Origin of the sequence: Nonomuraea sp. NPDC050643, from assembly GCF_040654715.1 — a bacterium.
Lineage (GTDB): Bacteria > Actinomycetota > Actinomycetes > Streptosporangiales > Streptosporangiaceae > Nonomuraea.
In genome coordinates this window covers 20,238-33,580 of record NZ_JBFAIM010000054.1, presented here as the reverse complement: position 1 = coordinate 33,580, position 13,343 = coordinate 20,238, and the positions used below count along the sequence as shown (strand labels likewise).

General features: G+C 70.9%; 9 protein-coding genes. 6 read left to right on the top strand and 3 right to left on the bottom strand.

Translation table 11 applies throughout. The annotated features are described in order from the left end of the window. The first annotated feature begins 120 nt into the window (after window positions 1-120). Window positions 121-1,581: an alpha/beta fold hydrolase gene (locus AB0I15_RS47185; RefSeq protein WP_358112076.1), complete on the top strand. Its 1,461-nt coding sequence runs from the start codon at window positions 121-123 to the stop codon at window positions 1,579-1,581. Window positions 1,582-1,623: 42 nt separating this feature from the next. Here AB0I15_RS47185 and AB0I15_RS47180 read toward each other — a convergent pair whose 3' ends face one another. From AB0I15_RS47180 to AB0I15_RS47170, 3 genes are read right to left on the bottom strand one after another with little or no spacing between them, the layout of a single operon-like run. Then, entirely contained in the window at window positions 1,624-3,381 is a 1,758-nt protein-coding gene (locus AB0I15_RS47180) for an ABC transporter ATP-binding protein (RefSeq protein WP_358112073.1), read from the bottom strand. Between the two features lie 3 nt (window positions 3,382-3,384). After that, entirely contained in the window at window positions 3,385-5,073 is a 1,689-nt protein-coding gene (locus tag AB0I15_RS47175; protein WP_358112070.1) for an ABC transporter ATP-binding protein, read from the bottom strand. A gap of 54 nt (window positions 5,074-5,127) precedes the next feature. Beyond that, window positions 5,128-6,294 carry an MFS transporter gene (locus AB0I15_RS47170; RefSeq protein ID WP_358112067.1) on the bottom strand — a complete coding sequence of 389 codons (1,167 nt, stop codon included), beginning with the start codon at window positions 6,292-6,294 and terminating at the stop codon, window positions 5,128-5,130. A gap of 45 nt (window positions 6,295-6,339) precedes the next feature. Between AB0I15_RS47170 and AB0I15_RS47165 the strand changes: the two genes are divergently transcribed. The 5 genes from AB0I15_RS47165 to AB0I15_RS47145 are packed head-to-tail and all read left to right on the top strand — an operon-like array spanning window position 6,340 to window position 13,319. Next, window positions 6,340-9,837, top strand: a complete 3,498-nt coding sequence (locus AB0I15_RS47165) for a nitrate reductase subunit alpha (protein ID WP_358112064.1) — start codon at window positions 6,340-6,342, stop codon at window positions 9,835-9,837. Then, complete coding sequence (gene narH / locus AB0I15_RS47160; protein WP_358112061.1) at window positions 9,837-11,423, top strand: nitrate reductase subunit beta; 1,587 nt, start codon at window positions 9,837-9,839, stop codon at window positions 11,421-11,423. The genes AB0I15_RS47165 and narH overlap by 1 nt, the downstream gene beginning before the upstream one ends. Further along, the gene (gene narJ / locus AB0I15_RS47155; protein ID WP_358112059.1) at window positions 11,420-11,974 is read left to right on the top strand and encodes a nitrate reductase molybdenum cofactor assembly chaperone; all 555 of its coding nucleotides are present in this window, start codon (window positions 11,420-11,422) and stop codon (window positions 11,972-11,974) included. The genes narH and narJ overlap by 4 nt, the downstream gene beginning before the upstream one ends. Then, on the top strand, window positions 11,971-12,702 hold the full coding sequence (gene narI / locus AB0I15_RS47150; protein ID WP_358112056.1) for a respiratory nitrate reductase subunit gamma: 732 nt from the start codon (window positions 11,971-11,973) through the stop codon (window positions 12,700-12,702). Before narJ ends, narI begins: the two co-directional genes overlap by 4 nt. Beyond that, the gene (locus tag AB0I15_RS47145; protein WP_358112053.1) at window positions 12,699-13,319 is read left to right on the top strand and encodes a phosphotransferase; all 621 of its coding nucleotides are present in this window, start codon (window positions 12,699-12,701) and stop codon (window positions 13,317-13,319) included. Before narI ends, AB0I15_RS47145 begins: the two co-directional genes overlap by 4 nt. The last annotated feature ends 24 nt before the right edge of the window (window positions 13,320-13,343 follow it).

The window sequence follows — 13,343 nt, the reverse complement described above, 5'->3', positions numbered from 1 at the left end:
CCCGGTTTGTGCCATCCCTGGGCCATCCCTGGTCTGTCAGCCCCTGGTAGGACTTCACCCCCCGAAAACCAAACCCTGGTCCGACGCGATCCAGCCACCCGCTCCGCCATCCTGAACCGCATGCTGAAGCCCCTCGCGATCACCCTGACCCTTCTAGGAGCCGGCCTACAGGCCACCCCAATCGCCACCGCGACGACCACCACCGCCACCTCGGCCACCACCGCCCAGGCAGGCTCAAGAACCGGCACCAACTCGGCAGGGGCGTCCTCCGCCCTGGAGTGGCAGGCGTGCCCCAACGACAAGATCGGCATGCAGTGCGCCGACCTCCAGGTCCCGGTCAACTGGCAGAAACCCGACGGCCGCAAGATCACCCTCAAGTTGGGCCGCCTGAAAGCCACCGGCACCTCGGAGGGCTCGGTTCTCGTGGCCTACGGCGGTCCCGGCGCCCCCGGCATCGCCATGACGCAGTCCCTCCCCACCTGGTGGGCCAAACTGCGCGACCGCATGGACATGGTCACCTGGGACACCCGCGGCTACGGCGAGCAGTTCCAGGGCCTCAGCACGGGCCTGCAGTGCGCCTGGACCCGAGTCCCCATCGCCGACGCCCCCGAAAACGACGCCGACTTCGGCCGCCTCTCCGACACCAACCGCGGTTACGCCGAGGCGTGCCGCCTCAAGGATCCCGAGCTGTTCGCCAACATGAGCTCGGCCGATCACGCCAGAGACATGGAGGCGATCAGGAAGGCCCTGGGCGACGACAAGCTCAACTACTACGGCGCCTCCTACGCGGGTTTCTTCGGCCAGACCTACGCCCGCCTGTTCCCCGGGCAGATCCGCACGATGGTCCTCGACGGCACGTGGAACCACAACGCCACCGACTGGCAGCGCGAGATGGAGGAGATGGCCAAGAGCAATGAGCAGTTCCTGCGGCGCTTCTTCACCTGGTGCGACACCAACGACTGCGAGGACGTGCCCGGCCTCTGGCGGGCGCTGATCGCCAGGGCCGACCGCAAACCGATCCCCACCACGACGGCCAACATCGCCTACAAGGCCCGCGATCTGCAGTCCTTCGCCCTCGGTCTGGCCCGCCAAGGTGAAGCCGGCTGGCCCAAGCTGGTCCAGGCGATCCGTAGGGCGAGCAAGGGCGACGCCTCCGACTTCGTACCGGCCAGGGGCGCCCGCTACCCCGACCAGACCACCGGCGTGACGGAATGCACCGACTGGCCCCGCTTCGCCACCCGCAAGGAGATGACGGCCGCCTACAACCGCCTGCGCGCCGTGGCCCCCAACGCAGGCACCGCCAACTCGCTCGCCTCGGCCACCCTCAACTGCATCGGCTGGCCCGTACCGGTCACCAACCCCCCGGCGGCCCTCCCCAAGGGCGTCCCACCCATCCTAGGCGCGGGCGCATGGGGTGAGTCGGACGCGGTAGAGCGCGCCCTCTCAACCGTGCCAGGCAGCAGCACCATCCACCACGACGGCCCAGGCCACACCCTCTACGGCACCAACACCTGCGCCCGCGACCACATCAACCGCTACTTCGCGGACCGCACGCTGCCTCCCAAGAAAACCCAGTGCTGACCACCCCACAGCACCAACCCCCTCCCAAAACGAAAGAGGGCCTTACCGGCTCAGGCCGGTTGGGGTGCCGTGCCAGCTTGTCCAGAGGGCCGCGTACGACCCGCCCTCGGCCACCAGCTCCTCATGCGACCCCAGCTCACTGATCTGCCCGTCCTCCACCACGGCCACCCGATCGGCATCGTGCGCCGTATAGAGCCGGTGGGCGATGGCGATCACCGTCCGCCCCGCCAGTACGGCGGCCAGGGATCGCTCCAGGTGCCTGGCCGCCCGGGGGTCGATGAGGGAGGTGGCCTCGTCGAGCACCAGGGTGTGCGGGTCGGCCAGCACCAGCCGGGCAAGGGCGAGCTGCTGCGCCTGCGCGGGAGAGATCGCCAGCCCGCCGGACCCTACGGAGGTGTCCAGTCCTGAGGGCAGCGCCAGCACCCACTCCAAGGAGTCCACCGCCGACAGCGCCTTCAGCACGGCCGGGTCGTCGGCCTCGGGCCGGGCGATGAGCAGGTTGTCCCGAAGCGACCCCTTGAACACGTGATGTTCCTGGGTCACCAGCGCGACGTGCCCCCGCAACTCGTCGAGGGGCAGGTCGACCAGTGGCACCCCGCCCACGGTCACCGACCCGGTGCGTGGCCCGTGGATCCCGGCCAGCAGCCGTCCCAGCGTGGACTTGCCGGCCCCGGAGGGCCCCACCATGGCCAGCCGTTCCCCGGGCCGCACGGTCAGGGAGACGCCGTGCAGCACGTCGCGCCCCTCGCGGTAGGCGTACCGCACCCCGGATGCCTCCAGGGACTCGCCGGCGGGCTGGGCGGAGGAGGGGACGCGGTCGTCGGGGACGTTGGCCACGCCCAGGAGCCGGGCCATCGAGGCCCCGCCCACCTGCAGTTCGTCGATCCACATGAGGAACCGGTCGAGCGGGTCGATGAGCTGCTGGGCGTAGAGGGCGGCGGTCGCCACCTGGGCCAGCGTGACCCAGGAGTTGGCGTAGAACAGTCCGCCGACCAGCAGCGCCGCGACCACGGGGATGACGTAGCCCAGCTCGACGGCCGGATACCAGCGGGTGCGCAGGCTCAGTGTGTACCGCTCGGCGGCGAACGATCGCGCGATGTCCTCGTCAGTGCGCCCCCGCCGCCGCTCCTGCAGCCCGAGCGCCTCCACGGCCCGGGCGCCATCGACGGTCTCGGCCAGTCCTTCCGTCATGTCGGCGTAGGCGGCGTTCTCGCGCAGGTAACCGTCGCGGGCCCGCCGCAGGTACCACCGGGTGGAGGTGTGGATCAGCGGCCCGGCGATCAGCATCGGCAGCATGAGCAGCGGGCTGACCAGCAGCAGCGCCCCGATGGTGATGACGAACGTGACCAGCGCGATCAGCGTCTCGGGCACGGCGTGGCGGACGGTGCGGGACAGGGCGTCGACGTCGCGGGAGGTGCGGGTGATCAGGTCACCGGCTCCGGCCCGCTCGACGGTGGACAGCGGCAGGGCGAGCACCCGGCCCACGAACTCTTCGCGCAGCTCGGCCAGCACCTTCTCGCCGAGCTTGGCCGAGGCCAGCACGGCGTAGCGCATGAGGGCGCCCTGCAGCACCAGGAAGGCCCCGATGGCGGCGGCCACGAGGGCGACGTTGACCTCGGCGCCGTATTGGAGGTCCTGCACCAGGGCGCCGAGCTGCCACGGGACGACGAGCCCCGCGATGGCCGCCAGCCCGTGCAGGAGCAGGGCGAAGGCCAGCCGGCGCGGGTATTTCACGGTCAGCCGCCGCGCGTAGGCGCGCACCTGTTTGCGATCTGCCACCGGCAGGATCTCGCGGGCCATGCGTCAGTCCTCCCCACGAGTCACGGTCGCGGCGTATTCGGGCGAGCTGTCCAGGAGCTGCCGGTGAGTGCCTTCGGCCAGCACCCGGCCGCCTTCGACGTAGATGACGTGGTCGGTGCGGTCGAGCACCAGGGGGCTGGTCGTGCAGATCAGCGTGGTGCGGCCGGCGCGCGCCTTGGCCAGCCGCTCGGCGATGCGGGCCTCGCTGTGGGCGTCGACGGCGCTGGTGGGCTCGACCAGGATGAGCACCTCGGGGTCGGCGAGCAGCGCCCTGACCAGCCGCAGGCGTTGCTGCTGCCCGCCGGAGAACTCGCGCCCGGCCTCGGCCACCCGTGAGTCGAGCCCTTCGGGCAGGGCCTCCACGATGTCGGTGGCGCAGGCGGCGTGCAGCGCCCGGCGCACCTCCTCGCTGGAGGCGCCACCGCGCACGTCGAGCTCGTCGCGCAGCCGCCCGGTGAACAGGCGGGCGCCGTTGTCGGCGACCAGGATACGGGCGCGGACCTCGTCGATGGGCAGTGAGCGCAGCTCGGCCGGGCCGAACGAGACGTCCCCGTCGGCGTAGCGGCCGAGCCGGTCGGCGATGGCGATGGCGTCGTCGGGAGTGCCGGAGGCGATGGCGGTGAGCGCGCCGGGCTGGAGGGTGACGCCGCTGAACGAGTCGCGCAGGACGCCGCCCTCGCTGGTGCCGGTGCCGCCGCCGACCTCGGGCTCGATGGACAGGATCCGGATCACGCGCCCGGCCGCGACATGGCCCTTGGTGAGCTTGTCGGCGGCCTCGGTGAGCGTGCGCATGGGGCCGATGAGGAACACCGCGTAGAGGTAGAAGGCGACGAGCTGGCCGGTCGGGATCTCGCCCGCGACGGCGAACGAGGCGCCGATGCCGGTGACGATCGCGATGAGCAGGCCGGGCAGCACGATCTGGGCGCCTTCGAGCACCGACTCGACCCGGGCGACCCGCACGCCGGCGTGCCGCACCCGCTGCGACTCCTCGCGGTAGTGCTCGGCGAAGACCTGCTCGCCGCCGATGCCGCGCAGCACCCGCAGGCCGGCCACGATGTCGGCGGCCCGGGTGGACAGGTCGCCGGTCAGCTCGCGCTGGCTGCGCTGCCGCCTGTGCAGGGGTCGCAGCAGCGGCCCGACGGCCAGGGCCATGAGCGGCACCCCGAACAGCACGAGCAGCCCGAGCGGCAGTGAGGTGGAGATGAGGATCACGGTGACGGTCACGATGGCCACGACCGCCCCGGTGCCGCGCAGCAGGATGTCCATGGAGCTGCCGATGTGGGCGATGTCGGAGTTGCCGACGCTGACGACCTCGCCGGTCGAGAGCCGTTTGGGCAGCGTGGCCCCGAGCCTGGCGGCCTGACGGGCGGTGAGCTGCACGGTGCGGTAAGCCGCCGCGAGCCAGTTGTAGACGGCCATCCGGTGCCGCATGACCCCGGTGAACGCCTGCACCAGCCCGAGGGCGAGCAGGATTGACGACCACAGCAGCAGCGCCCTGGTGTCCTTGGCGGTGACCGCCTCGATGCCCTTCCCGAGCACGGCCGGCATCAACGCCTGCACCAGCCACCACAGGGTCGCGAACCCGATGCCGGCCAACAGCGACGCGGCCTGCCGGCGGGCGTTCCACCACAGGTAGCGCAGCGGGCTGCGGATGTCGGGCACGCCGGGATCGGCCTCAGGAAGGGAGCGCATAGCCTGACAACATTGACAAGGTACCCCCTCGCCCGGCAAACCATTTTCGTCGGCTCACAAGGCCCGAAATGCCCGTTTCGTATAGACCAGTGCGACCAGGGCGGTGATCGCGAGCAGGACGTACCCGATCAGGTACGCCCCCGTCGCCGTGTAGACGACCCCCATCACGAGCGGCGGAAAATATCCGCCCAGCCCGCCCGCCGCCCCCACCAGCCCCGTCACCGTCCCCACCCTCGACGCCTCCACCAGCCGCGCCACCAGCGCGAAGACGCCGCCCGTGCCCAGCCCCAGGAAGAACGCCATCAGCACGAAGCTCACCCCGGCTGGCACCTCGGCCGGCGGGCGCAGTGCCAGCACGAGCGCCATGAGCGCCGTGCCGCCGAACGAGATCAGCAGCACCTTGACCGGCCCGATCCGGTCGGAGAGCGTGCCGCCGAGCGGCCTGGACAGGACGGCCGCGATCGAGAACCCGGCCGTGCGCAGCCCGGCGTCGGTCTGGAGGAAGTGGTAGACGTTCTGCAGCAGCGTCGGCAGGTACGTCGAGAAGGCCACGAACCCGCCGAAGGCCACCGCGTACAGGAAGGCGCACTGCCAGGTGGCCTTGAGCTTCGTCGCCTCCCGCATCCTGGGCAGCGCGGGGACGGTCGCGGGCGACCACAGGGGCGAGTCGCGGCTGGCGCCCAGCATGATCACGCCCGTCAGCGCGAGCAGCGCCGCCATGAGCAGGTGCGCGCCGGGCCGCCCGAGCACCTCGACCAGGCGGGGTGTGCAGAACGCCGACAGCGCCGTGCCGCCCATCCCCGCGCCGAACACGCCGGTGGCGAAACCCCGGCGCGCGGGCTCGTACCAGGCGTTGACGAAGGGGATGCCGATCGCGAACGACGTGCCCGGGATGCCCAGCAGGAACCCCCAGAACAGCAGCCACCCGTACGAGTCGGACCAGCCGACGAACAGTACGGGGACGATCGAGACGAAGCAGATGATCGCGAACATCCGCCGCCCGCCGAGCCGGTCCGCCAGCATCCCGACCGGGATCCGGCCGAGCGAGCCGACCAGCACCGGGATCGCCACCAGCAGCGAGGTCTGCGTCGGCGAGAGCCGCAACAGCCTGCTGTAGCTCCCCGAGAGCGGCCCGATGAGGTTCCACGCCCAGAACGTCACCGCGAACGCCGCCGTGGCCAGGACGAGGTTCCGCACCTGACCTTTACGAGGCTCACCCATACACCCTGTGTAACAGACGGTCACCATCTGTGATGAAGTGGGGGCATGAGCGCCGAAGAACTCCTCCTGCGGACCGGCCGCTTCCTCCGCAGGACGACCACCAGCGCCGACCTGCGCACCCTCTACCTGACGGGCGGCACGGAGGGCGACGCCTTCTACCGTGACCGCTGGAGCCACGACAAGGTGGTCAGGTCCACGCATGGGGTGAACTGCACGGGTTCGTGCTCGTGGAAGGTGTTCGTCAAGGACGGCATCATCACCTGGGAGACGCAGGAGACCGACTACCCGAGCGTGGGCCCCGACCGCCCCGAGTACGAACCGCGCGGCTGCCCGCGCGGCGCCGCCTTCTCCTGGTACACCTACTCACCGACCCGGATTCGCTACCCGTACGCGCGGGGCGTGCTGGTCGAGCTGTACACGGAGGCGCGGACCCGGCTCGGCGACCCGGTGGCCGCCTGGGCGGAGATCACCACAGATCCGGACAAGCGGCGCACCTACCAGAGCGCCCGCGGCCACGGCGGCCTGGTCCGCGTCACCTGGGACCTGGCCACCGAGATGATCGCCGCCGCCCACGTCCACACCATCCAGGCGTACGGCCCCGACCGCGTCGCCGGCTTCTCCCCCATCCCCGCGATGTCGATGGTCTCCCACGCCGTCGGCGCCCGGTTCGTGTCGCTGATCGGCGGCACCATGCTCTCCTTCTACGACTGGTACGCCGACCTGCCCGTGGCCTCTCCCCAGGTGTTCGGCGACCAGACGGACGTGCCGGAGTCGGCGGACTGGTGGGACGCGGCGTACTTGATCATGTGGGGCGCGAACGTCCCCGTCACCCGCACCCCCGACGCCCACTGGATGACCGAGGCCCGCTACCGGGGCCAGAAGGTCGTGGTGGTCTCGCCCGACTACAGCGACGCCGCCAAGTTCGCCGACGAGTTCCTGAGCATCCACCCCGGCACCGACGGCGCCCTGGCCATGGCGATGGGCCACGTGCTGCTCAAGGAGTTCTTCGTCGACCGCGACACCCCCTTCTTCACCGACTACGTCAAACGCTTCACCGACCTGCCCTTCCTCGTCACGCTCGAGCAGCACGGCGACGCCTACGTGCCCGGCGCCTTCCTCACCGCCCGCGACCTCGGCTCCCAGGAGGAGGCGGCCGAGTGGAAGACCGTGCTCATGTCGCGGACCGGCGACCCGGTGGTCCCGAACGGCTCGGCGGGCTTCCGCTGGACCCCCTCCGGCGAGGGCCGCTGGAACCTGGACCTCGCGGACACCGACCCCCGGCTCACCCTGTACGGCGGCGAGACCGCACCGGTCCTGCTCCCGCGCTTCGACGGCGGCCACACGGTACGCAGGGGCGTCCCCGTCGCCAGGATCGGCGACCACGTCGTCACCACGGCCTACGACCTCCTCCTGGCCCAGTACGGCGTGCACCGCCCCCACCTGCCCGGAACCTGGCCCACCGGTTACGACGACGCGGCCGAGCCCTACACCCCGGCCTGGCAGGAGCCCATCACCGGAGTGCCGGCCCGGCGGGCGGTGAAGATCGCGAGGGAGTTCGCGAAGACCGCCGAGACGACCCGGGGCCGATGCATGATCATTCTGGGCGCCGGCACCACCCAGTGGTTCCACGGCGACACGATCTACCGGGCGTTCCTGTCGCTCCTCCTCCTGACCGGCTGTCAGGGCCGCAACGGCGGCGGCTGGGCGCACTACGTGGGACAGGAGAAGTGCCGCCCGCTGGGCGGCTGGTCCCTGCTGGCGGGCGCCCTCGACTGGGCGCGGCCGGCGCGGCAGGTCCCCGGCACCCCGTTCTGGTACCTGCACACCGACCAGTGGCGCTACGACCGCTTCGACGCCGGCGACCTGACCAGCGCGCTGGCCAAGGGCGCCTTCCGGGGCAGGCACACGGCCGACCTGGTCACCGAGGCGGTCCGCCACGGCTGGATGCCGATGTCCCCCGCCTTCGACCGCAACCCCCTCGACCTGGGCGAAGCCGACGACCCCGTCGCGTACACGCTCGAAGAGCTCGCGGCGGGCCGGCTCAGGCACGCCGCCGAAGACCCGGACGACCCCCGCAACTGGCCCCGCGTCCTGACCCTCTGGCGCTCGAACCTCTTCGGCTCCTCCGCCAAGGGCAACGAGTACTTCCTGCACCACCTCCTCGGCGCCACCACCAACCTGGAGCACCCGGATCCACGGGCGCCGTCGGGCAAGCTCGACCTCCTGCTGACCCTCGACTTCCGGATGACCTCCTCGACCCTCTTCTCCGACATCGTGCTCCCGGCCGCCACCTGGTACGAGAAGCACGACCTGTCCTCGACCGACATGCACCCGTTCGTGCACGCGTTCAACCCGGCGATCAGCCCGCCCTGGCAGACGAAGACCGACTTCGCCGCCTTCCACGCCATCGCCCGCGCCTTCAGCGTGCTGGCCAAGGACCGTCTCGGCAGGCGCAGGGACGTGGTGGCGGTGGCGTACCAGCACGACACCCCCGGCGAGCTGGCCGGACGGCCCGAGCACCCCGAGCTCAAGGTGGTGGAGCGCGACTACGGCGCGATCGCCGAGAAGCTCGCCGCCCTGGGCCCGCTCACCGAGAAGCTGGGCATCCCGGTCAAGGGCGTGACGTTCCTGCCCGACCAGGAGGTGGTCTGGCTGGGGCAGCGCTGCGGCCTGGTGCCGCGCGGCGCGGCCAAGGGCAGGCCGGAGCTCGACACCGACGCCAAGGCGTGCGAGACGATCCTCGCGCTGTCGGGCGTGAGCAACGGCAGGCTGGCCGAGCAGGGCTTCCAGCAGCTCGCCCGGCGCACGGGCATGAGCTTCGACGGGCTGGCCCATGAGGGGCACCGCATCGTCTTCTCCGACACCCAGGCCAGGCCGGTGCACGTCGCCGCCAGCCCGGAATGGTCGGGCACGGAGTCGCACGACCGCCGCTACTCCCCGTTCACGATCAACGTCGAGCGCGGCAAGCCCTGGCACACGCTCACCGGGCGCATGCACTTCTACCTCGACCACGACTGGATGCGCGAGTACGGCGAGGCGCTGCCGATCTACCGCCCCCCACTCGACCTGGCCGCACTCGACGGCGAGAGCGGCACCCTGCGCTACCTGACCCCGCACAGCAAGTGGTCGATCCACTCCGAATACCAGGACAACCTGCTCATGTTGTCGTTGTCGCGCGGCGGTCCCACGATCTGGATGTCCACCGGCGACGCGGCCGGGCTCGGCATCGCCGACAACGACTGGGTGGAGGCGGTCAACCGCAACGGCGTGGTGGTGGCCAGGGCGATCGTCTCCCACCGCATGCCACGGGGCACGGTCTACGTGTACCACGCGCAGGACCGCCTGATCGACGTGCCGAAGTCGGAGGCCACGGGCCGCAGGGGCGGCACGCACAACGCCCTGACGCGGGTCCTCATCAAGCCCACGCACCTGATCGGCGGCCACGCCCAGCTCTCGTACGCCTTCAACTACCTGGGACCGACCGGCAACCAGCGTGACGAGATCACCACCATCCGGCGCAGGTCACAGGAGGTGCGGTACTGATGAAGGTGATGGCCCAGATCGCCATGGTCATGAACCTGGACAAGTGCATCGGGTGCCACACGTGCTCGGTCACCTGCAAACAGACCTGGACCAACCGGCCGGGCGTCGAATACGTCTGGTTCAACAACGTCGAGACCCGCCCCGGCCAGGGCTACCCCAGGCGCTACGAGGACCAGGAGCGCTGGCGCGGCGGCTGGGTGCGCACCAAGGGCGGCAGGCTCCGGCCACGGTCCGGCGGGCGCCTGCGCAGGCTGCTGACGATCTTCGCCAGCCCGCTCATGCCCTCGATCCAGGACTATTACGAGCCCTGGACCTACGACTACGAGAACCTCACCACCGCCCCGCTCTCCGACGACGTCCCCGTCGCGCCGCCCCGGTCGTTGATCAGCGGCGAGCCGACGAAGATCCGCTGGAGCGCCAACTGGGACGACGACCTCGGCGGCGACCCGTCGCCCGATCCCGTGCTGGGCAAGATGGAGGACAAGGTCAGGCTGGAGTTCGAGCAGGCGTTCATGTTCTACCTGCCGCGCATCTGCGAGCACTGCCTCAACCCGTCGTGCGTGGCCGCGTGCCCGTCCGGCGCGATGTACAAGCGGGCCGAGGACGGCATCGTGCTCGTGGACCAGGACAGGTGCCGGGGCTGGCGGATGTGCGTGACGGGCTGCCCGTACAAGAAGGTGTACTTCAACCACAAGACCGGCAAGGCCGAGAAGTGCACGTTCTGCTACCCGCGCGTCGAGGTGGGGCTGCCGACGGTCTGCTCGGAGACCTGCGTGGGCCGCCTGCGCTATCTCGGCGTCCTGCTGTACGACGCCGACCGCGTGACCGCCGCCGCCTCCGTGGCCGACGAGCGCGACCTGTACGAGGCCCAGCTCGACCTGTTCATCGACCCGCACGACCCGGTGGCGGCCACCGCCGGGCTCCCGGCCGAGTGGCTGGACGCCGCCCGCAGGTCCCCCGTCTACGACCTGATCAAGAAATATCGGATAGCCCTCCCCCTGCACCCGGAATACCGCACGCTGCCCATGGTCTGGTACGTCCCCCCGCTCTCCCCCGTCGTCGACGCCCTGGCCACCACCGGCCACGACGGGGAGGACGCGGGCAACCTGTTCGCCGCCATCGAGTCGCTGCGCATCCCCGTCGGCTACCTGGCCGAGCTGTTCACCGCGGGCGACCCGGCCCCGGTGACCGCCGCGCTGCGCCGGCTGGCCGAGATGCGGTCGTACATGCGCGCGGTCAACCTCGGCGAGCGGCCGGACGAGGAGCGGGACGACCTGCGAGCCCTGTACCGCCTGCTCGCCCTGGCCAGGTACGAGGACCGCTACGTCATCCCCACCGCCTACGGCAACGTGCCCGGCGTCGTGGAGGAGGGCGGGTGCAGCCTCGACTACGACGGCGGGCCCGGCATGCAGGGCCCGTTCGGCGAGGCGTCGGGCCGTCCCGTCCCGGTCTCGATCGAGACCTTCCACGGGCTGAAGGAGCGCCAGACCAGCGACGAGGTCACCCACGACCGGGTGAACCTCCTCAACTGGGACGGCCGCGGCACCCCGGCCGGGCTGTTCCCGCCCAGGAGAGGAAAGTCATGACCCAACCCGTCGTCTGGCAGGCCGCCGCCCACCTCCTCGCCTATCCCGACGAGCGCTTCTGGCGCCGCCTGCCGCTCATCGAGGAGGCCGCCGAGCCCCATTTCGGCCGCTTCCTCACGCTCGCCGCCGAGCTCGGCCCCGGAGAACTGGCCGCGCACTACGTGGACACGTTCGACCTGCACCGGCGCTGCTGCCTCTACCTGACCTACTACACCGACGGCGACACCCGCCGCCGCGGCGAGTCGCTGGCCGCGCTGAAAGGCCGCTACCGCGCGGCCGGCTGGGAGCTGATGGAGGACGAGCTGCCCGACTTCCTGCCGGTGATGCTGGAGTTCGCCGCGGTCGACCCGTCGGGCGCCGCGCTGCTCTCCGAGCACCGGGCCGGGCTGGAGCTCCTGCTGACCGCGCTGTCGGAGCGCGACTCGCCGTACGCGCACGTGATCGGCACGATCTGCGCCGCCCTTCCGCCGCTCACCTCCGCGCAGCGGGCCGTGGCCGCCCGCCTGGCCGCCGGGGGGCCGCCCGCCGAGAGCGTGGGCGGGTACCGGTGAGCTGGGCCGAGAGCATGCTCTGGGTGGTCGTGCCGTACGTCACCATGGTGATCTTCGTGGGCGGGCTGATCTGGCGCTACACCTACGACAAGTTCGGCTGGACCACCCGCTCCTCCCAGCTCTACGAGTCGCGGCTGCTGCGCGTGGCCGGCCCGCTGTTCCACTACGGCCTGCTGTTCGTGATCGTCGGGCACGTGACCGGACTGATCATCCCGATCTCCTGGACCGACGCCGTCGGCGTGTCCAACGCGACCTACCACCTCAACGCGCTCATCTGGGGCGGGCTGGCGGGCCTGGCCACGCTGGCGGGGATGGCTCTGCTGATCTACCGCCGCCGCGCCACCGGGCCGGTGTTCCTGGCGACCACGACCAACGACAAGGTGATGTACGTGGTGCTGGGCGCCTCGATCGTGGCCGGGGTGATGACGACGGTGGCGGGGTTCGTACCGAGTGAGGTGAGCTACCGGACCACGGTCGCGCCCTGGTTCCGCGGCGTCTTCGTCCTCCGGCCGGACGCCGCGGCGATGGGGCACGCGAGCGGTCTTTACAAGGTGCACACCCTCATCGGGATGGCGCTGATCGTACTTTTCCCGTTCAGCCGCTTGGTGCACGCGCTTTCCGCGCCGTTGGGCTATTTGTTCCGTCCTTACATCGTGTATCGGAGCCGCTCGGATAGCGCGCCGCGGCGCCCGGCAGGGGTGCGAGTACGCCAGAATCGTCCCTTGTGAAGCACGGGTACACCAACAGCACGGTTGGCGACGGGGCCCTGGTCGTGAAGTGCTACCAGGGGCCCGAGGCGGCGTTCAGGCTGAGCACGGAGAGCCGATATCTGCGCCGTCTGCGCGGCCGGCTCCCGGTTCCGCGCGTCCACGAGATCACCTCGACGAGCCTGACCACCCGCTTCGTCGACGGTTCGCACGGCCAGGACCTCCTCGACGACGGGCGCGTGGTGGAGGTGTTCACCGAGTGCGGGCGCATGCTGGCGCGCATCCACCGGCTGGGGATCGTGCACGGCGACTACGGCCCGCAGAACATGCTGTTCCACCCGGCCACGTTCGAGACGACCGCCATTCTCGACTGGGAGTGGGCCCACCCCGGCCGGCCCGTCGAGGACCTGGCCTGGTGTGAGTGGATCATCCGCAGCCACCACCCGGAGCACGTGCCGCTGCTGACGCACTTCTTCGCCGCGTACGGCGAGCCCGTACCCGGCTGGCCGGAGCGCCAGGCCGCCATGGTGGCCCGCTGCCGCGCCCTGCTCGACTTCTGCGTGCGGTGGGAGCCGGGCGGAGGCGGCGAGCAGGTCTGGCGCGAACGCCTCGCCACCACGGCCGCCTGGACGGAGTGACCCGACGGAGTAATCGGCGAAACT

Bases quoted from the DNA above. Each gene is read 5' to 3' on its own strand.
- AB0I15_RS47185 (WP_358112076.1), top strand. From the start codon at position 121: ATGCTGAAGCCCCTCGCGATCACCCTGACCCTTCTAGGAGCCGGCCTA.
- AB0I15_RS47180 (WP_358112073.1), bottom strand. From the start codon at position 3,381: ATGGCCCGCGAGATCCTGCCGGTGGCAGATCGCAAACAGGTGCGCGCC.
- AB0I15_RS47175 (WP_358112070.1), bottom strand. From the start codon at position 5,073: ATGCGCTCCCTTCCTGAGGCCGATCCCGGCGTGCCCGACATCCGCAGC.
- AB0I15_RS47170 (WP_358112067.1), bottom strand. From the start codon at position 6,294: ATGGGTGAGCCTCGTAAAGGTCAGGTGCGGAACCTCGTCCTGGCCACG.
- AB0I15_RS47165 (WP_358112064.1), top strand. From the start codon at position 6,340: ATGAGCGCCGAAGAACTCCTCCTGCGGACCGGCCGCTTCCTCCGCAGG.
- narH (WP_358112061.1), top strand. From the start codon at position 9,837: ATGAAGGTGATGGCCCAGATCGCCATGGTCATGAACCTGGACAAGTGC.
- narJ (WP_358112059.1), top strand. From the start codon at position 11,420: ATGACCCAACCCGTCGTCTGGCAGGCCGCCGCCCACCTCCTCGCCTAT.